The sequence below is a fragment of the Seohaeicola saemankumensis genome (assembly GCF_021021435.1).
Classification (GTDB): Bacteria; Pseudomonadota; Alphaproteobacteria; order Rhodobacterales; family Rhodobacteraceae; genus Seohaeicola.
This window is the reverse complement of the sequence record NZ_JAINWI010000009.1, coordinates 55,579-74,780: the sequence shown is the minus strand read 5'-3', so window position 1 is coordinate 74,780 and position 19,202 is coordinate 55,579. Positions and strand designations below refer to the sequence as shown.

Here is a 19,202-nt window from a genome sequence, read left to right as displayed (position 1 = left end):
TGAACAGACATGCAGATAGCCATCGGGCCCTTATCGGGCGCGGTGGTTTTTTCATGTCCGAAGACCTCTCATCGGCGGGACAGCATGCCCGTTGCCAAGCACCAGAAGGAACCTGAGATGTTCAAGAAGATCCTGATCGCAAATCGGGGCGAGATCGCCTGCCGTGTCATCAAGACCGCCCGCAAGATGGGTATCAAGACCGTGGCGATCTACTCGGATGCCGACCGTCAGGCGTTGCATGTGCAGATGGCGGACGAGGCGGTGCATATCGGCCCGGCGCCGGCGAACCAGTCCTATATTGTGATCGACAAGGTCATGGAGGCCATCCGCCAAACAGGTGCTGAAGCAGTGCATCCGGGCTATGGTTTTCTGTCCGAAAACAGCAAGTTCGCTGAAGCTTTGGCCGCGGCTGGTGTGGCCTTTATCGGGCCGCCCGTGGGCGCCATTGAGAAGATGGGCGACAAGATCACTTCGAAAAAGATCGCAGCCGAGGCGGGCGTGTCAACTGTCCCTGGTTACATGGGGCTGATCGCGGATGCGGATGAGGCCGTCAAGATTTCGGGCGAGATCGGCTATCCGGTGATGATCAAGGCCTCGGCCGGTGGCGGCGGTAAGGGTATGCGGATCGCGTGGAAGGAAGACGAAGTCCGCGAGGGGTTTGAGTCCTCGAAAAACGAGGCAGCCAGTTCCTTTGGCGATGACCGCATCTTTATCGAGAAATTCGTGACCCAGCCGCGCCATATCGAGATTCAGGTGCTGGCCGACAGTCACGGCAACACGATCTATCTGGGCGAGCGGGAATGTTCGATCCAGCGCCGCAACCAGAAGGTGATCGAAGAGGCGCCAAGCCCGTTTCTGGACGCGGCGACCCGCAAGGCGATGGGCGAACAGGCTTGCGCGCTGGCCGCAGCGGTGGGCTATACCTCGGCGGGCACCGTGGAATTCATTGTCGACGGCGACCGCAATTTCTATTTCCTCGAGATGAATACCCGCCTTCAGGTGGAACATCCCGTGACCGAGTTGATCACCGGCGTCGATCTGGTCGAGCAGATGATCCGCGTGGCTTATGGCGAGGTGCTGTCGATCAAACAGGCGGATGTTAAGCTGAACGGTTGGGCGATGGAAAGCCGGCTTTATGCCGAAGACCCCTATCGCGGGTTCCTGCCCTCGATCGGGCGGCTGACGCGTTACCGTCCGCCTGCCGAGGTCGTCGCGGCGGGCCATGTCGTGCGCAACGATACAGGCGTCTACGAAGGTGGCGAGATCAGCATGTATTACGATCCGATGATCGCCAAGCTGTGCACATGGGGGCCGACGCGCGCGGATTCGATCGAAGCTATGCGCAATGCGCTGGACGGTTTCGAAGTGGAAGGCATCGGGCATAACCTGCCCTTCCTCAGCGCGGTGATGGACCATCCCAAATTCGTGTCGGGCAACATCACCACGGCCTTCATCGCCGAGGAATTCCCTGACGGGTTCAACGGTGTTGCACTGCCCGACGATGTGTTGCGCCGCATTGCCGCCGCGACCGCCGCCATGCACCGCGTGGGCGAAATCCGCCGTGCGCGGGTGTCGGGCCGGATGGGTAACCACGAACGCAAGGTTGGCAGCGACTGGGTCGTGAGCCTGCAGGGTCACAGTTATCCGGTGACGATCAAGGCCGATCAGAGCGGATCGACCGTGTGTTTCGAGGACGGGTCCGACCTGCGGGTGACCAGCGACTGGACACCTGGAGATCAACTGGCCGTTTTGCAGGTCGGAGACGAGTCGCTGGTGCTGAAGGTTGGCAAAATCTCGGGCGGGTTCCGTATCCGCTCGCGCGGGGCGGACCTCAAGGTGCATGTCCGCACGCCACGTCAGGCCGAACTGGCCGGTCTGATGATCGAGAAGACGCCGCCCGACACGTCCAAGCTGCTGCTTTGTCCGATGCCGGGCCTGATCGTAAAGATCAACGTCGCTGTCGGGGACGAGGTGCAGGACGGTCAATCGCTTTGTACCGTCGAGGCCATGAAGATGGAAAACATCCTGCGGGCCGAGCGCAAGGGCGTTGTCGCCAAGATCAATGCCGCACCCGGTGACAGCTTGTCCGTGGATGCTGTGATCATGGAATTCGAGTGAGGCCATGACCGCCGCGCCCGCATACAAGCCCCTCTGGTCCCCCCTGGCGGGGGATCTTCGGGGCATGTATGCGGGCGCGGCGATCTATTCCTTGCCCAGATTGTCGCGGATTTCCTGCTGTCTGGTGGGCCACTTGTCGATGCTGCGACGTATCTCGCGCATGTCCCAGGGCGCGGGCTTTCGCATCTTGACGCCGCCATCCTTGTCCATCAGCACCAGCATGAAACCGCGCGGGCGCAGAGTGCGACGCAATTCGGATTTTGCTGCAGGGTCTGTGTCGGTCACCACGATGATGTCGCGCAACAGGATCGCGGGGATATCTTCCTCGAGAAAATCCATCTGCTGGATGAAGCTGGGATCATTGGGTGTGTCTGCAAACACCACGATGGGCCGCTTTATCCAGAGAAATTCTTTCAAATCCACATCGTCGCCCGACATGACCGGTAATTCGGGCGGTCCTTCAGCAGTATCTGCGGCACCGGCTGGAAACGCCAATAAGCCTGCAAAAACAACGGCCAGTATCTTTTTCATATGTGCTCCTGTCCCTTCAGATATAGGGGGTGAAGACGTAATTGCGAATGGGTTTTTCGCACCTGACTGCGACAATTTGAAGTTTAAGACCTTGGTGAGAGGTATAGGGCAATGATCGGGGGATCACTTTTCCTCCGGGCTGCGGACTGCATCCCGCAATCAAAGGGCTTGCTTTGCAATGGATGTCATTCTGCATATCGGAGCGCATCGGACGGCATCGACCAGTTTTCAGGCCTATATGCGGGCGAATCTACCGGCGCTACAGGAACAGGGCATCGGCTTCTGGGGGCCGCGCCGGACGCGCAACGGATTGTTCGCGGGGATCATTCCCACCAACGGATCGCCACGACTGGGACGGCAGGCGCGACTGGCCCAAGGTCGGATCGAGCTGCATCTGGACCGTGCCGCGGCACAGGGGATGCGCTGGCTGATTGTTTCGGACGAGAACATCATAGGCGCGCCAAGGCGCAATCTGCGCGACAGCGATCTCTATCGCGGGGCCGGTGTGCGGATGGCACGTCACGCCGCAGCGTTCGGCGGACGGATTGCGCGGGTCGTGTTGTCGGTGCGCGCCTTCGACAGCTACTGGTCCTCGGCACTGGCCTACAGCATCGCGCGCGGATCGCCCTTGCCAGACCCTGCGCAACTGGAGGCGATCTGCACCCTGCGGCGGGGGTGGCGCGATGTGATCACAGAGCTTGCCAGCGCTATACCGGATACCGAGATCCACGTTTTGCCGCACGAAACATTTGCGGGCCTGCCCGACAGGCGGTTGCAGATCATGACTACGGCGACGATCACCGCCCCTGTAGACACCAATCGCATGTGGCTGAACCGCGCAGCGGATATGGATATGCTCAGGCAGTGTCTGACCCTGCGGGGCGAGGATCCTGCACGGATCGGGCAGGGCGCGGGACGCTACGATCCTTTCACCGCAGACCAGAAAGCGCGGTTGCGCGAGCTTTATCAGGACGATCTGTTCTGGCTGGCATCAGGTGCAGATGGTCTGGCGATTATGAATACGGAAAAGACGCGCGAGCAGACGGGGATCAGCCCGCAGCGCGACCAACTGACAAGAGGACAAGACAATGACCGGCAAGAAGGACGCGTGGCGTGAAATGGCGCAGAAGGAATTGCGCGCAAGACCGCTTGAGGATCTGACATGGAACACCCTTGAAGGGATTCCTGTCCAGCCGCTCTATACCGAGGAGGATGTGAAGGCTCTGCCACATCTGGGCAGCATGCCCGGTTTCGCGCCCTACACGCGCGGGGTGAAGGCCACGATGTATGCGGGCCGCCCCTGGACGATCCGCCAATATGCAGGCTTTTCTACCGCCGAGGAAAGCAACGCCTTCTACCGCAAGGCACTTGCCGCAGGGCAGCAGGGCGTCTCCGTCGCCTTCGATCTGGCGACACATCGCGGCTATGACAGCGACCATCCGCGCGTTGTGGGCGATGTCGGCAAGGCCGGCGTAGCCATCGACAGTGTCGAGGATATGAAAATCCTGTTTGACGGTATTCCGCTGGATAAGGTGTCGGTGTCGATGACGATGAACGGCGCGGTTATTCCCGTTCTGGCCAATTTCATCGTGACAGGCGAGGAACAGGGACATGACCGGTCTGTTCTGTCGGGCACGATCCAGAACGACATCCTCAAGGAATTCATGGTCCGCAACACCTATATCTATCCGCCTGAACCCTCGATGCGGATCATCTCGGACATTATCCAATATACGTCCGACGAAATGCCCAAGTTCAACTCGATCTCGATTTCCGGCTATCACATGCAGGAAGCGGGCGCGAACCTTGTGCAGGAACTGGCCTATACGCTGGCCGACGGGCGCGAATATGTGCGCGCGGCGATTGCGGCGGGCATGGATGTGGACAAGTTCGCGGGCCGTTTGTCGTTCTTCTTTGCCATCGGGATGAATTTCTTCATGGAAGCGGCCAAGCTGCGGGCCGCGCGTCTGCTCTGGCACCGCATCATGGCGGAGTTTGAACCGAAGAACCCGCAATCCTCGATGCTGCGGACGCATTGCCAGACCTCTGGCGTCAGCTTGCAGGAGCAGGACCCCTATAACAACGTGATCCGCACCGCCTATGAGGCGATGTCGGCGGTGCTGGGCGGCACGCAGTCGCTGCATACCAACGCGCTGGACGAGGCGATTGCCCTGCCCACCGAGTTTGCCGCGCGAATCGCGCGCAATACTCAGTTGATTTTGCAGGAGGAAACCGGCGTCACAAATGTGATCGACCCGCTGGCGGGCAGCTATTACGTCGAAAACCTGACGCATGAACTGGCCGAGAAAGCATGGGCCCTGATCGAAGAGGTCGAGGAGATGGGCGGCATGACCAAGGCTGTCGCCACCGGCATGCCAAAGCTGCGGATCGAGGAAACCGCCGCGACCCGTCAGGCGCTGATCGACCGTGGCACCGAGGTGATCGTCGGTGTCAACAAGTACCGCAAGGACAAGGAAGACCCGATCGACATCATGGATATCGACAATGCCGCCGTGCGGGTGAGCCAGGTCGCGCGCCTGGAAAGAATCCGCGCCACGCGCGACGAGGCAGCATGTCAGACCGCACTGGCCGAGGTGGAGCGCCGCGCCGCCGAGGGCGGCAATCTGCTGGAAGCAGCGGTCGAGGCCGCGCGCGCAAGGGCAACGGTGGGAGAGATCAGCATGAGCATGGAAAAGGTATTCGGGCGACACCGGGCCGAGGTCAAGACATTGGCGGGCGTCTATGGCGCGGCCTATGAGGGCGATGCCGGTTTCGCCGCCATCCAGGCCTCGGTCGAGGCATTTGCCGAAGAAGAAGGCCGCCGCCCGCGCATGCTGGTGGTCAAGATGGGGCAGGACGGGCATGACCGTGGCGCCAAGGTGATCGCCACGGCCTTTGCCGACATCGGATTTGACGTCGATGTCGGCCCGTTGTTCCAGACGCCGGAAGAAGCCGCGCAGGACGCGGTGGACAATGACGTGCATGTCGTCGGCATCAGCAGTCAGGCGGCTGGCCACAAGACTCTGGCCCCGCAACTGATCGCGGCGCTCAAGGAAAAGGATGCGGGTGATATCATCGTGATTTGCGGCGGGGTCATTCCGCAGCAGGATTACGATTTCCTTAAAGGAGTCGGGGTGAAGGCGATTTTTGGTCCCGGCACGAATATCCCCGATGCCGCGCAGAACATCCTTGAACTGATCCGCGCGGCGCGCGGCTGAATACGGGCAGGGGGGCTGTCTGCCCCCCGTCCCTGCGGGACTCCCCCCGAGGATAGTTGAGGCAAGAAGACGCCCTATGCTGGAACTGGATCATCTGGCAGTTGCCGCGGAAACGCTTGAGGCAGGCCGCGCCCATGTCGAGGCAGCGCTGGGTGTTGCCATGCAGACGGGCGGGCAACACGCGCATTTCGGGACTCATAACCTGCTTCTTGGTCTTGAGGACGGGCTTTATCTTGAGGTGATCTCGGTTGATCCGGCCGTGCCTCTGCCTGCCGCGCCGCGCTGGTTCGATCTGGACCGGTTCGCGGGCGGGCCGCGTTTGGGCACATGGATCTGTCGCTGCGATGATCTGGAGGCGGCGCTGGACAAGGCTCCGGATGATGCGGGCGCGCCGGTGGAACTGGCACGCGGGGATTTGCGGTGGCGGATGGGCGTTGCCCCGGACGGACGGATGCCCTTTGCAGGCGGCTTTCCCGCGCTGATCCAGTGGCAAGGCGCACATCCTGCGGCGCGTCTTGCATCCTCAGGCTGCAGATTGCACCGGCTTGTCGTGGCCCACCCCGAGGCACAAGCCTTGCGGGGGGCGCTGGCCAAGGCGGGGGCCGACAGGCTGGTTGTGATCGCGCAGGGTGAGAGCATCGCTTTGCGCGCCGAGATCGAAACCCCGCACGGGTTGCGGGTGCTGGAATGATCCTGCGTACAGCCGCGGTGCGGGATGCGCCCGCTGTGGCCGCGATCTGGAATCCGGTGATCCGCGACAGCGCTGCGACGTTCACCACATTGGAGAAAACCCCCGAGAGTTTGGTGGCAGATTTCGCAACACGCGCGGCGGAGGGGAAGGTTTTCCTGCTGGCAGAAGACGCGGGTGAGATCTTGGGGTTTGCGACCTATTTCCAGTTTCGCGGTGGGCCGGGATATGCGCGCACAATGGAGCATTCTGTCATTCTGGCGCCTTCCGCGCGAGGCCGCGGTGTCGGGCGTACGCTGATGCGCGCGCTGGAGGAGCATGCCCGCGCGGGCGATGTGCATTCGCTTTGGGCGGGCGTCAGCGCGGAAAATCCGGGCGGCGTTGCCTTTCACAATGCGATCGGCTTTTCAGAGATCGCGCGTCTGCCACAAGTGGGGTTCAAATTCGGACGCTGGATGGATCTTGTGCTGATGCAGAAAATCCTGTGATTGCGACAACGATCCCCCGCTGACAGTTGACGCAGGGCGCGATAGGGTAAGGCCATGTCGATCTGGACCCGCATCATGGACGCGCTTGGCGCGCTAAGGTCTGGCGAGGGGCTAAGTGCGGTTTTCGACCGGCTGAGCACTCCGCCGGAGCGTTCTGTCGCGTTTACCATCGCCGTGATCGCGCTGGGAGCGAAAATGGCCAAGGCCGACGGGCAGGTGACCCGCGACGAGGTGGCGGCCTTTCGCGAGGTGTTCCACATCGCCGCTGCGGATGAGGCGGATGCGGCACGGGTTTTCAATCTGGCGCGGCAGGATGTGGCGGGATACCGGGCCTATGCGGTGAAGATCCGCACCATGTTCGGCGCCGGCAGCGAGACCCTTTGCGATGTAATGGAAGGGTTGTTCTACATCGCCATGGCGGACGGAAATTACCATCCGGCCGAGGATGCGTTTCTGGCACAAGTGGCCGAGGCTTTCGAAATTCCGGACGCGCGTTTTCGCAGCCTGCGTGGTCGCTTCGTGCCAGATGCCGCGCATGATCCCTATGATGTTCTAGGGATCAGCCCCGACATGCCGGTAGACGAGATGCGGGCAGCTTGGAAAAGGCTGGTCCGCGACACGCATCCCGATGCGATGGTGGCGCGCGGTCTGCCAGAGGAGGCCGTGCATCTGGCCGAGCGGCGCATGGTGGATATCAACCGTGCATGGGCCGAGATCGAACAGGCGCACCGCTGATGCGGATCGCGACCTATAATGTCGAATGGTTCAACTCTCTTTTTGATGATGCAGGGCAGTTGATCGCCGATGATGAGCCCTCTGGCAGGCAGGGGGTCAGCCGCGCGCGCCAGCTTGAGGCTTTGGGATTCGTCTTTACAGCGATTGATGCAGATCTTGTGATGGTTATCGAGGCACCTGATCACAACGGGCGCAGATCGACCGTCACGGCGCTTGCGCGGTTTGCAGCGGCCTTTGATCTGCGGATCAAGCAGGCGATCATCGGGTTTCCCAATGAAACGCAGCAGGAAATCGCGCTTATGTATGATCCCTATGTGGTCACGCCGCGCCATGATCCCGTGGGCGACGCTACGGGCAAAAAAGGATCGGATGCGGACCCCCGGTTTGACGGGGTGTTCCGGATTGATCTGGATCTGGACGGGACCGAGGATCTTGTCGGCTTTTCCAAACCTCCGCTCGAGCTCGAATTGATCACGCAGCGGGGCGAGGTGGTTCGTATGATCGGGGCGCATTTGAAGTCGAAAGCGCCGCACGGGGCGCGGGGGCGTGATGCGGTGATGCGGTTGGCTATCGCCAACCGGCGCAAACAGATGGCGCAGGCGGTTTGGTTACGCGGGCGTATCATGCGCCATCTGATACGGGGCGAAAGCCTGATCCTGTTGGGCGATCTCAACGACGGTCCCGGGCTTGATGAATACGAGAGCCTGTTCGGGCGTTCTTCGGTCGAGGTGCTAATCGGTGATGATGATGACACAGGGCTTTATGATCCGCATGCCCGCGTCGCGGTGCAACGCCGCCCCGGTGTGGCCAGCCCCACAACGGCGCGGTTTTTTATCCAGCATGAAGACCGCTATCTGGAGGCGCTTCTGGATTACATCATGATCTCGCCCGACCTGATGCGCCGCAACCCGCGATGGCGGATCTGGCATCCGTTCCACGATCCATCCTGTCTGCAGGTGCCGGAACTGCGCGATGCGCTGATTGACGCCTCGGATCACTATCCGGTGACGCTCGACATTGATCTTTGACTTAAACTTGGGGCTGGTTGGGCCTATAGTGACGGTATGAGAACTGGAACACCCTTTGCCCTTCTTCTGGTGCTGCTGCTGGCAATGATGCCCGCGCAAGCGCAGATGAATGACGCGCCGTCCAGACCCACCGAAGAGGGGGGTAGCCCCGATGAGGGGCTAAGCCTTATGGAGCGCGGCGCGAGGATGTTTCTGGAAGGCCTGCGCCGCGACATGTCTCCGGCACTGGAAGACCTGCGCGATCTAGTGGCGGGAATGGGGCCTGCGATGCAGGACTTTATCCAGCGTATGGGCCCCGCAATGACAGAACTGCTGGACCGGATCGACGATCTGTCGGTTTACGAGGCACCGGAACTGCTGCCCAATGGTGATATCATTATCCGTCGTAAACCCGATGCAGGCCCATTGCCACCCCCCGCCGAAGGCGAGATTGATATCTGACGGCAGGCGGCCCTGTTACCCTTTGATGCGGATATAGGTCTGCGCGCCAAGCGAGTTTGCAAGCGACATGAACCGCGCTTCGGCCACTTCGCCGTAAAGCGGGCTGGCGGCTTCGGTCAGGTGCAATTCCAGCAGTTTTTTCTTGGGAAACCACTTCATCTCGCCCATCGGCGCATCTTTTTGCAGCCAGAGCATCGCCCCGAAACGCATGGCTTTGCCTGCCACTTCGGCCTGGTGGATCGCAGCGTCGTCCAAAAGGCGGAACATCGGCTCGAACCGTGTACCCTCGCGCTTGTTGGAATAGCGGTGCAACAGCGCCAGCCCCAGAAACACGCGTTCGGAATGTTTGAGCCCCCCCAGATTGGCGCGTGTGGCATTGTCGAAACAGACCTCGGCGCGGTAATCGGGATGCGCGCGCCAGCTGACATCATGCAGCAGGCAGGCGGCCTGGATCAGACGCTTGCGCTCCAGCGGGGCGGATTTGAACAGCGGCAGGATGAAGCTGTATAGCTGCTTGCCGAAACCGGGCAGGCGCGCGTCTTTGGCCTCGGCGAAATAGCACGATTCGATCAGGGGATCGCGGTCGCGCAGCGATTGCGGCATCTGCTCATAGAGCATGCCTTCGCGGATACCATAGCTGGACACGGCAATGTCGCGCGGCTGGAAGGTCTTGACGACCCCGCGCAAGACCTCGCAGGCCAGCGGGACCAGATCCATACGCGCGCTCGACACACCGCAGCGGTTGCGAAGCTCGACCGGATCGCTTCGGTCGATGTAGTCGATGGTGGCGGCGATGGATTTCGCGCTCATCCTGTATTCATGCAGCACATGAAGCGGATAGCCGCGCCGCTCCATGTCGATCCGCGCGATGGCGCGCCATGACCCGCCCACAAGAAACAGCCGGTTTTTCTGAGGACCAAGTGTGGTGGCTAGATCCTCGAGAACGGCCTTGATATGCGCCTTGCGCCCTTTCTTGCCGCCCTTGACCGCGCTCAGTTTCAGCGGACCCAAAGGGGATGTGACGCGTCGCCCGACATGGCCGCCCGCGATTTCGGCCAGTTCCATCGAGGCGCCGCCGATATCGCAGACCAGCCCGTAAGACCCGGGCCAGCCCAGCAGCACGCCTTGTGCGGACAGGCGCGCCTCTTCCTCGCCGTCGATCACCCAAAGCCTCAGGCCAGTCTGTTCCTCGATCAGCGCCTGAAATTCCGGCCCGTCTTCGGCCTCGCGCATAGCGGCGGTCGCGACGGCTGTGAGCGGTGCGATCGCCATGCCTTCGGCCAGTTTCTGGAAGCGGCGCAGCGCATTCAGGGCGCGCACGCGGCCTTGCGGGTTCAAGCGGCCGGTTTCAGCCAGCCCTTCGCCCAAGGCGCACATGATTTTTTCGTTGTAGAAATAGGCGGGCGAACGCGCCGCGCCATCAAAAACAACCAGTCGGACCGAGTTCGATCCGACGTCCACAACACCGACCCTCGCCAGAGCGCGCGAGGAGGCGTCGTTGAACAAAGGCCGTCCGAAAGGGCCCCAATCATGCGGGGCGGGTTCTGTCGTGCCGTCCATGCCGTCTTTCCTTGGTCCGCCCCCTAAATGCGCCGGAACGGGCGGCAAGGTCAATCATCCGTGTGGGTCAATTTCGGAACGTCACTTGCGCCAGCAGAACCACGCCCCGACAAAGACGGGTTTTCCATGAAGAAACGATGGCAGTTGAACGCAAATTCGCCCTCGGGCACGGGCGCGCGCTGGAAATGTCCATCCGGCAGCATGACCCAGCTTTGAGCGACATCGGCCATGTTGGCAGCCATGATCTGGCTGACGATCTGCGCCTTGACGGTGGGGTTCTCGATCTCGACCAGCGTTTCCACGCGACGGTTCAGGTTGCGGCCCATCCAGTCGGCGGAACTCATGTAGACGCGCGCCTTTTTCGAGGGCAGACCGTGCCCGTTGCCGAAACAGACGATGCGGGAATGTTCAAGGAATCGGCCGATGATGGATTTGACGCGGATATTTTCGGACAGGCCCTTGATGCCCGGACGCAGGCCGCAAATGCCACGGATCACAAGGCTGATCTTCACCCCGCCTTTTGAGGCCGCATAAAGCGCGTCGATCACCTCGGGGTCGATCAGGGCGTTCATCTTGGCCCAGATCTCGGCGGGGCGCCCCTGGCTTGCATGCGCGATCTCGGCCGCGATCATTTCAAGCAGGCGCGGCTTGAGGCTGATGGGCGAGATGGCCAGATTGTCCAGATGTTCGGGCTGCGCATAGCCCGACAGGTAGTTGAACACCTTGGTCGCGTCGCGTCCCAGTTTCGCATCACAGGTAAAGAGTGACAGATCGGTATAGATCCGCGCCGTGATCGGGTGGTAATTGCCCGTGCCGTAATGGGTATAGGTGACCAGCGTATCACCTTCGCGGCGCACAACAGTGCTGATTTTTGCATGCGTTTTCAGATCCATGAAGCCATAAACAACATGCGCGCCCGCGCGTTCCAATCTCCGAGACTGGCGGATATTCGCGGCCTCGTCAAAGCGTGCTTTCAACTCGACCAGTGCGGTGACGGATTTGCCGTCCTCGGCGGCCTCGCACAGCGCCTCGACAATGGGCGAGTTGCGCGATGTGCGGTAAAGCGTTTGCTTGATCGCCACCACATCGGGATCGCGCGCGGCTTGCTGAAGGAAGCGCACCACCATGTCGAAGGTCTCGTAGGGATGATGCAGCAGCATGTCCTTTTGCCGCATGGCGGCAAACATGTCGCCGTCATGGTCCTGCACCCGTTCCGGAATGCGCGGGGTAAAGGCAGGCCAAAGCAGATCAGGCCGCGCGTCCAGCACCAGTTCCTTGACATCGGCAATGCCAATCATGCCGTCCACCTCGACTACTTCGTCGGTATCGACATGCAGTTCTTCCATGATGATATCGCGCAATGCCTCGGGGGCACCTGCGGTAATCTTCATGCGGACCACCTCGCCACGGCGACGGCGTTTCAGGGCGGTTTCGAACTCGCGCACAAGATCCTCGGCCTCTTCCTCGACCTCAAGATCGCTGTCGCGCAACACACGGAACGCGCAATGTCCCTTGACCGCATAGCCCGGAAACAGGCTGTCGACATGCAGCAACAGCAATTCTTCCAGCGGCAGAAAGCGGTGGCCCGCATCGGATGAGGGCAGCGGCACGAAGCGCGCGATCTGCGCGGGGATTGGTAGCAAAGCGCGTAAGGCCCGCTTGTCGCGGCGACGTTCCAGTTGCAGCGCCAGACTGAAACCGGTGTTGGGGATGAAGGGAAACGGATGTGCCGGATCAATAGCCAGCGGCGACAGAACCGGAAAGACCTTGTTGAGGAATATCCCCTCCAACTCGGCCTTGTCGCTGTCGGACAGGTTACTCCGGTCCAGCAGGCTGATCTGCTCGGCCTCCATCTCGCGGCGCAATGCGTCGAATACGGATTGCTGGCGCTGCATCAACTGGCGGGCATCATCGTTAATCAGCACAAGCTGTTCGGCAGGTGTCAGCCCGTCGGCGGCGGGGGTGATGTTACCGGCATGGGCAAGCTCGCGCAGGCCCGCGACCCGCACGGTATAGAATTCATCAAGGTTATTGGCCGAAATCGACAGGAACCGCACCCGCTCCAGCAGGGGGACACGAGGATTTTCCGCCTCTTCCAGCACGCGCCAGTTGAAGCCCAGCCAACTGAGTTCACGATTGTAAAAGCGGCCCGGACCCGTCAGGTCCAGATCCGGCATGTCAAGCGGCGCATCGAACGGCACCTTGAGGAAATCTGCGTGAGTCATGAGCGGCTTATGCTGCCTGAATGTGACGGTTTGGTAAAGGTTTTGCCGGATGCTGCGCTTAGTCGGGCGGATTGTCCAGCAGGCCCGGCTGGCTGAACCGCTCCAGCACCTCAGCGGCAAGCTTGCGGTTAACGGCGCGGCCTTCAGACAGGGCCGCCGCATCCAGATCAGCCACCAGCAGGCGCGCTGTATCAAAGGCGCGATCCATCCGTGCGACCAGATAGGGGATCGTGTCCGGCGTGGGGATCAACTGGCGGTCCGCGAAGAGTTTTGCCAGCACCGCCGATAGCAGCCTGTCATCAGGGGCCTCCAGCCGCGTAGCTTGCGTGCCCTGCATGCGGCTGGCAAGATCCGGCAGGGCCAGACCCCAGCGCGCAGCGGGCCGGTCTGCGGTCAGCAACAGGGAATTGCCCTCGGCCAGTGCCAGATTGTGCAGGTGGAACAGGGCGTTTTCGGCTGCAGTGTCGCCTGCGATCAGGGGCACATCCTCGACCGCGATATGACTTGAGGCAAGGGCGGGAATATCGGCTGCAACTAACTGCTTGGCCTCGATAATCAGGGCACCCGAGGCTTGCGCCCAGACATGGGAAAGATGGGTTTTGCCCGATCCTGTCGGCCCTTCCAGCACCAGCTTGCACCCCACCCAGTTCTGCCAGCCCTCGATCAACGCCACGGCCATCGCATTGGCGGGCGCAACAAAGAAATCCCCGCGCCCCAATGCGGCGCGCACGGGCAGGTCAAAGCTGAGTTGCCTGTGCATCAGACACCTGTGTCGGAATCAACGCCGCGATAGAGCTGGCTTTTCTTGTAGCCGCTGATCCCGAAGCGGGCCACAACCCCGAGAGCCGCAGCGACCGGCACAGCCACCAGCATGCCGACGAAACCGAACAATGTCCCGAAAACCGAGAGCGCGAAAATCAGCCAGACAGGGTGCAGGCCGACAGAACTGCCCACCAGTTTGGGCGTCAGGATATTGCCCTCGACGACCTGTCCCAGCACGAAGACCCCTCCAACAAGGCCGATCGACACCCAGTCGCCCCAGAACTGGAACAGGGCAAGCCCGATTGCCAGCGCGCCACCGACCAGCGCGCCGACATAGGGAATGAAGGTGACCAGCCCCGCAATGGCCCCGACGACCAGACCGAATTGCAGACCGAGCAGCATCAGCGCCACGGCATAGTAGGTGCCCAGGATCAGGCTGACCGTGCCCATGCCGCGGATGAAACTGGCTAGTGTGCGGTCAATCTCGGCCGCCAGATGCCGGATCATCGGCGCATGGTCACGCGGCAGCAAGTCGTCGATGCGCGCGATCATGTTGTCCCAGTCATAAAGCAGATAGAAGGCCACAACCGGCACGATCACGAAAAGCAAGACGATACTGACCAGCGAGTTCACCGAGGTGAGCAAGGTGTTCAACAACTCGCCCCCTCGCTCGCGGATTGTCTCGCCGATCGAGATGAGCGATTGCCGCAGGGCCGAATCCTCGTCCACCAGCGATGGAAACTGCGCGGTCAGGAAGGCCTGTAAATCCTGGAATAGCCGGGGTGCTGTGTCGAACAGGGATACGGCCTGCTGGACCAGTGCCGGAATGACCAGTAGGGCCATCAGAATAAAGATCAGCAAGGCGGACAGGGTGATGATCGTGGTCGCCACGGTCCGCGATGCGCCAAGGCGCTGAATCCGGTCGGCCACAGGGTCCAGGAAATAGGCGATGGCACCGCCTAGCACGAAAGGGAGGATCACATCCCCCAGAAACCACAGGATGACAAGAAACGCGGCTGTGGCGATGCCCCAATACCGGAATTGATCTTTGACAGGCAGGGCCATGCGCGCTCCTTTTTCGGGCTTTTTCCTATGTCGCGCTTCGGGTTTGGCAATTCAAGGCCTGTCGTTGCGGGCGGTGTTGCCAAGGGGGGCCAGGAAGTATGAAAAGGTATGGAATTCCATACTTACAAACAGATGCGAAAAAGCGCACGTGACGCTCTGTATGGTACTTGGTTCGGGTTGCAGTGCCCATTGTTTGACGTTTGGCTGGTTTTCATCCAGCCAAAGTGTGCCATGACGCGCAGCGTCATGGCATTACTCAATTCCATTCATCTCGGAACCGACAGTCTGCTCGGGTATCTGATTGCTGCCGCACAAATCTCACATCGGGAATTCTTGTGCCGCCCAACGACCAATCGCCGGTAAATCCGTCTGCATGTGTTTCTCGGTTCAAATAGCAGCCTTGGTCAATTTGGAGACCCCGCGACGTTACTTTGACAGATTTTGCGACAAACACGCCATTGCCATCGCAGCCGTCATCAAAAGAATATTCGTTTCCACCAGGTCCTGCGCCTATCAAGAGCAATGTTGCGCAGCCTTCCGCACCCTTGGCTTTGTAGGTGCCTGTTTTCACGCCCTGCGCTGCCACAACACTGGGAAAACAAAAGAGAGCGGCAACGACATGGCAGATAATGCGATTCTATCCGGTCATCGAGCTTACTCCCCAAAAAACTATTGCTGAAAATCAGAAGGGCGTGGGTTGATATCACCCAGTGGTCAACAACTTCTGCAATGAAGAGTAATCAGCCTGTGACGGTGAAGAATCGCACGTGCCGACAGATCTGGTGAAGTTGGTAAAGCCTATCGTGCTTGCCTGTGTCTGCCCCGTGCCCTAAACGTGCGCAAATGCCATTCCCAAGGGGTCTCACATGCGTCTGTCGCGCTATTTCCTGCCCGTTCTGAAAGAAAATCCCGCCGAGGCGCAGATCGTCAGCCACCGGTTGATGCTGCGGGCGGGGATGATCAAGCAATCCTCCGCCGGGATCTATTCGTGGTTGCCGCTGGGTTTCAAGGTGTTGCGCCGGATCGAGCAGATCGTGCATGAGGAACAGGTGCGCGCTGGCCATATCCCCATGCTGATGCCGACACTGCAACCTGCCGATCTGTGGCGTGAAAGCGGGCGCTACGACGATTATGGGCAAGAGATGCTGCGCATTACCGACCGGCAGGACCGCGATATGCTATATGGTCCCACCAACGAGGAAATGATTACCGACATTTTCCGCGCCCATGTCGGCAGCTACAAGGATCTGCCGCTGACCCTTTATCATATCCAGTGGAAATTCCGCGACGAGATGCGCCCGCGTTTCGGCGTCATGCGGGGCCGCGAATTCCTGATGAAGGACGGCTATAACTTCGATCTGGATAAAGAGGCGGCGCTGCATGCCTATAACCGCCATCTGGTCAGCTATCTGCGGACCTATGAGCGGATGGGCCTGCAAGCCATTCCGATGCGCGCCGACTCTGGCCCCATAGGTGGCGATGATACGCATGAATTCCTCGTTCTGGCCGAGACGGGCGAGTCGGAAGTGTTCTATGACAGCCAGATCACCGATTTGACATTCGGCGAACGCGAGATCGACTATGACAGTGTGGATCAGTGCAAGGCAGTGCTGGAGGAATTTACCAGCCGTTATGCCCGCACGGACGAGACCCATGACGCGGCGATCTTCAACCAGATCCCCGAGGAACGCCGCCGCACCGCACGCGGTATCGAGGTGGGACAGATTTTCTATTTCGGCACCAAATACTCCGAAGCCATGGGCGCCACTGTCCAAGGGCCGGACGGTGCCAAAGTCCCGGTGCATATGGGCAGCCACGGCATCGGCGTCAGCCGTCTGGTGGGCGCGATCATCGAGGCCAGCCATGACGATAAGGGCATCATCTGGCCCGAAGGTGTCACGCCTTTCCATTGCGGCATTGTGAACCTCAAGCAAGGCGATGCAGCAGCGGACGCGGCTTGCGAGGGGCTTTACATGGCTTTGGTCGCGGCAGGGCTTGATCCGCTCTACGACGACCGTGACGAGCGCGCGGGCGCGAAATTCGCTACCATGGACCTGATCGGTCTGCCGTGGCGTATAACCGTCGGTCCGCGGGGGCTGGCGGCAGGTGTGGTCGAACTGACTTCGCGCCGTACGGGCGAAAGCGTCGAGATGACGCCCGAAGCGGCTGTTGCGCGGGTGCAGGAAATCTATGCCTGAGCAGCGTCACGGATGCGGCGCTGCTACGGTTATTTGTTGCAAAACGAAGCAGGGCGCCGAAACGTCCACGCCCCGCTGACCCGAGGCATGTAAGGAAAAGCAGATGGCAGGGACCACGCCCCCTTTTGCAGGATTCGAATGGATGATTGCCTGGCGCTACCTGCGGGCGCGCCGCGCCGAGGGCGGCGTGTCGGTGATGACATGGATCAGCCTGATCGGGATCACGTTGGCGGTCTTTGCCTTGATTGCGACGCTGGCAGTTAGGTCCGGTTTCCGTGCGGAATTCGTGGATACCATCCTTGGGGCTAATGCCCATGTGACGGTCTATAGCCTTGGACAGGTTGATCCGGTCAGCGGTGTGATTGACCGCAGCCTGCCGGATTATGCGGCGCTGGCCGAAGCGTTGGCCGCCGTGCCCGGCGTGACCAGTGCTGCCCCCCTGATCAAGGGGCAGGTGATGGCCAACGCATCGGGGCGCAATGCGGGGATCGAGGTTTTCGGGATCAGTGCCGAGGACCTGCGGGAAATTCCGCGCGTGGGCGGGGACGCGGCGCAGGCCCAGGGCGATCTGGCGCGGTTCGACGAGGGCATTGCCATCGGCTCGGGCGTAGCGCGCGAGTTGGGGCTGGGTCTGGGCGACCGCATCCGGGTCATCTCGCCCGATGGGGCCAAGACGGCCTTTGGCACCAGTCCACGCGTCAAAGCCTATGAGGTGGTCTATATCTTCACCGCAGGGCGCTGGGATATCGACCGCACCCGTGTCTATCTGCCATTCGCGGAAGCGCAGGTCTATTTCAACCGCGAAGGGACCGCCGACGAGATCGAGGTTATGGTCGCAGCACCCGAGCGGATCGAGAATATGGAAAACGCCCTGCTCGAGGCCGCAGGGCCGCGCACACAGCTTTGGACTTGGCGCGATACCAGCGGCGGGTTTCTGCGCGCGCTTGAGATCGAGGATAATGTGATGTTCGTGATCCTGTCGATCCTAGTGCTGATCGCGGCGATGAACATCGTCTCGGGGTTGATCATGCTGGTCAAGAACAAGGGCCGCGATATCGGCATCTTGCGGACGATGGGCCTGTCGGAAGGGTCGGTGTTGCGGGTTTTCTTTATTTGCGGGGCGTTCACGGGGATCATCGGGACTGTAGCAGGGGTTATTCTGGGCTGTCTGTTTGCGATCTATATCGACCCGATTTTCTCTTTCGTGAATTACGTCGCGGGTGGCGGGGTCTGGGACCCTGCGGTGCGCGGCATCTATGCGCTGCCCGCCAAGCTGCAACTGGGTGATGTGATCTCGGCTGTGGCGCTTTCGCTGGGGCTGTCGTTCATCGTCACGATCTTTCCGGCACGGCGCGCCGCGCGGATGAACCCCGTCGAGGCGCTGCGCTATGAGTGAGGTGGTGCTGGAACTGGCAGGGGTCGACAAGACCTATAATCAAGGTAAGCCCAACGCGGTGCAGGTGCTACAAGGAGTCGATCTGACCGTCCGGCGCGGCGAGGTCGTGGCGCTGGTGGCCCCGTCAGGTGCGGGCAAATCCACGTTGCTGCATATTGCAGGTCTGCTGGATACGCCGGATGCGGGATCGGTGCGGATCGGTGGCGCGGATATGGTGGGTCTGTCCGACAGGCGGCGCACTGCGGTGCGGCGGACGGATGTGGGCTTTATCTACCAGCTCCACCATCTGCTGCCCGAATTTTCGGCACTGGAGAATATCGTTCTGCCGCAACTTGCAAACGGTGTGTCCAAGGACGAGGCGCGCAGTTGTGCTTATGATCTGCTGAACCGCGTCGGGATTGCGCCGCGCGCCGATCATCGCCCTGCCGCCCTGTCTGGTGGGGAACAACAGCGCGTTGCCTTTTGTCGTGCATTGGCCAATGCGCCGCGCCTGTTGCTGGCGGACGAGCCGACCGGAAACCTTGATCCGGCGACCTCGGATCAGGTGTTCGGCACCTTGATGGAACTGGTGCGCAGCACAGGTCTTTCGGCGTTGATCGCGACCCATAACCTTGATTTGGCCGCACGGATGGACAGGGTGCTGCGGCTTGATACTGGACGGCTGACCGAGGGGCTGTAAGGCCCTGTCTCACGCAGACGTGTCGCGCAGGTGATTGGCAACTGCGCTACCAAGGCAAGGACTTTCCTGC

General features: G+C 60.8%; 16 protein-coding genes. 11 read left to right on the top strand and 5 right to left on the bottom strand.

Annotated features, from left to right (window positions below; genetic code table 11):
- Positions 1 to 117 precede the first annotated feature (117 nt).
- Complete coding sequence (locus K7H22_RS05660; protein ID WP_230799764.1) at positions 118 to 2,118, top strand: acetyl-CoA carboxylase biotin carboxylase subunit; 2,001 nt, start codon at positions 118 to 120, stop codon at positions 2,116 to 2,118.
- A gap of 84 nt (positions 2,119 to 2,202) precedes the next feature.
- On the opposite strand, the gene K7H22_RS05655 is transcribed toward K7H22_RS05660, so the two are convergent.
- Positions 2,203 to 2,649, bottom strand: a complete 447-nt coding sequence (locus K7H22_RS05655; protein ID WP_230799763.1) for a DUF4174 domain-containing protein — start codon at positions 2,647 to 2,649, stop codon at positions 2,203 to 2,205.
- Between the two features lie 178 nt (positions 2,650 to 2,827).
- On the opposite strand from K7H22_RS05655, the gene K7H22_RS05650 reads away from it, so the two are divergent.
- From K7H22_RS05650 to K7H22_RS05620, 7 genes are all read left to right on the top strand, one after another.
- Positions 2,828 to 3,766 carry a hypothetical protein gene (locus K7H22_RS05650; protein ID WP_230799762.1) on the top strand — a complete coding sequence of 313 codons (939 nt, stop codon included), beginning with the start codon at positions 2,828 to 2,830 and terminating at the stop codon, positions 3,764 to 3,766.
- Positions 3,738 to 5,867 (top strand): methylmalonyl-CoA mutase, encoded by a 2,130-nt coding sequence (gene scpA / locus K7H22_RS05645; protein ID WP_230799761.1) that lies wholly within the window; start codon positions 3,738 to 3,740, stop codon positions 5,865 to 5,867. Before K7H22_RS05650 ends, scpA begins: the two co-directional genes overlap by 29 nt.
- A gap of 76 nt (positions 5,868 to 5,943) precedes the next feature.
- The gene (locus tag K7H22_RS05640) at positions 5,944 to 6,558 is read left to right on the top strand and encodes a VOC family protein (protein ID WP_230799760.1); all 615 of its coding nucleotides are present in this window, start codon (positions 5,944 to 5,946) and stop codon (positions 6,556 to 6,558) included.
- A complete protein-coding gene (locus tag K7H22_RS05635; protein WP_230799759.1) occupies positions 6,555 to 7,043 on the top strand; it encodes a GNAT family N-acetyltransferase in 489 nt (162 codons plus the stop codon). Before K7H22_RS05640 ends, K7H22_RS05635 begins: the two co-directional genes overlap by 4 nt.
- A 54-nt stretch (positions 7,044 to 7,097) precedes the next feature.
- The gene (locus tag K7H22_RS05630; protein ID WP_230799758.1) at positions 7,098 to 7,778 is read left to right on the top strand and encodes a molecular chaperone DjiA; all 681 of its coding nucleotides are present in this window, start codon (positions 7,098 to 7,100) and stop codon (positions 7,776 to 7,778) included.
- Complete coding sequence (locus K7H22_RS05625) at positions 7,778 to 8,806, top strand: endonuclease/exonuclease/phosphatase family protein (protein ID WP_230799757.1); 1,029 nt, start codon at positions 7,778 to 7,780, stop codon at positions 8,804 to 8,806. Before K7H22_RS05630 ends, K7H22_RS05625 begins: the two co-directional genes overlap by 1 nt.
- A 36-nt stretch (positions 8,807 to 8,842) precedes the next feature.
- The gene (locus K7H22_RS05620; protein ID WP_230799756.1) at positions 8,843 to 9,247 is read left to right on the top strand and encodes a hypothetical protein; all 405 of its coding nucleotides are present in this window, start codon (positions 8,843 to 8,845) and stop codon (positions 9,245 to 9,247) included.
- A gap of 15 nt (positions 9,248 to 9,262) precedes the next feature.
- Here the strand turns inward: K7H22_RS05620 and K7H22_RS05615 are convergent, their stop codons facing one another.
- The 4 genes from K7H22_RS05615 to K7H22_RS05600 are packed head-to-tail and all read right to left on the bottom strand — an operon-like array spanning position 9,263 to position 14,859.
- Positions 9,263 to 10,807: a Ppx/GppA family phosphatase gene (locus K7H22_RS05615; RefSeq protein ID WP_230799755.1), complete on the bottom strand. Its 1,545-nt coding sequence runs from the start codon at positions 10,805 to 10,807 to the stop codon at positions 9,263 to 9,265.
- A gap of 50 nt (positions 10,808 to 10,857) precedes the next feature.
- Entirely contained in the window at positions 10,858 to 13,032 is a 2,175-nt protein-coding gene (locus K7H22_RS05610) for an RNA degradosome polyphosphate kinase (protein WP_230799754.1), read from the bottom strand.
- Positions 13,033 to 13,090: 58 nt separating this feature from the next.
- Positions 13,091 to 13,792 (bottom strand): DnaA/Hda family protein, encoded by a 702-nt coding sequence (locus K7H22_RS05605; protein ID WP_230799753.1) that lies wholly within the window; start codon positions 13,790 to 13,792, stop codon positions 13,091 to 13,093.
- On the bottom strand, positions 13,792 to 14,859 hold the full coding sequence (locus K7H22_RS05600; protein ID WP_230799752.1) for an AI-2E family transporter: 1,068 nt from the start codon (positions 14,857 to 14,859) through the stop codon (positions 13,792 to 13,794). Before K7H22_RS05600 ends, K7H22_RS05605 begins: the two co-directional genes overlap by 1 nt.
- Positions 14,860 to 15,725: 866 nt before the next feature.
- Here K7H22_RS05600 and proS point away from each other — a divergent pair.
- The 3 genes from proS to K7H22_RS05585 all read left to right on the top strand — a co-directional run bounded on the left by proS (position 15,726) and on the right by K7H22_RS05585 (position 19,132).
- Positions 15,726 to 17,057, top strand: coding sequence for a proline--tRNA ligase (gene proS / locus K7H22_RS05595; RefSeq protein WP_230799751.1), 1,332 nt, complete (start codon positions 15,726 to 15,728; stop codon positions 17,055 to 17,057).
- A 103-nt stretch (positions 17,058 to 17,160) separates the two neighbouring features.
- Positions 17,161 to 18,453, top strand: a complete 1,293-nt coding sequence (locus tag K7H22_RS05590; protein WP_230799750.1) for a lipoprotein-releasing ABC transporter permease subunit — start codon at positions 17,161 to 17,163, stop codon at positions 18,451 to 18,453.
- Positions 18,446 to 19,132 (top strand): ABC transporter ATP-binding protein, encoded by a 687-nt coding sequence (locus tag K7H22_RS05585; RefSeq protein WP_230799749.1) that lies wholly within the window; start codon positions 18,446 to 18,448, stop codon positions 19,130 to 19,132. The genes K7H22_RS05590 and K7H22_RS05585 overlap by 8 nt, the downstream gene beginning before the upstream one ends.
- Positions 19,133 to 19,202 lie beyond the last annotated feature (70 nt).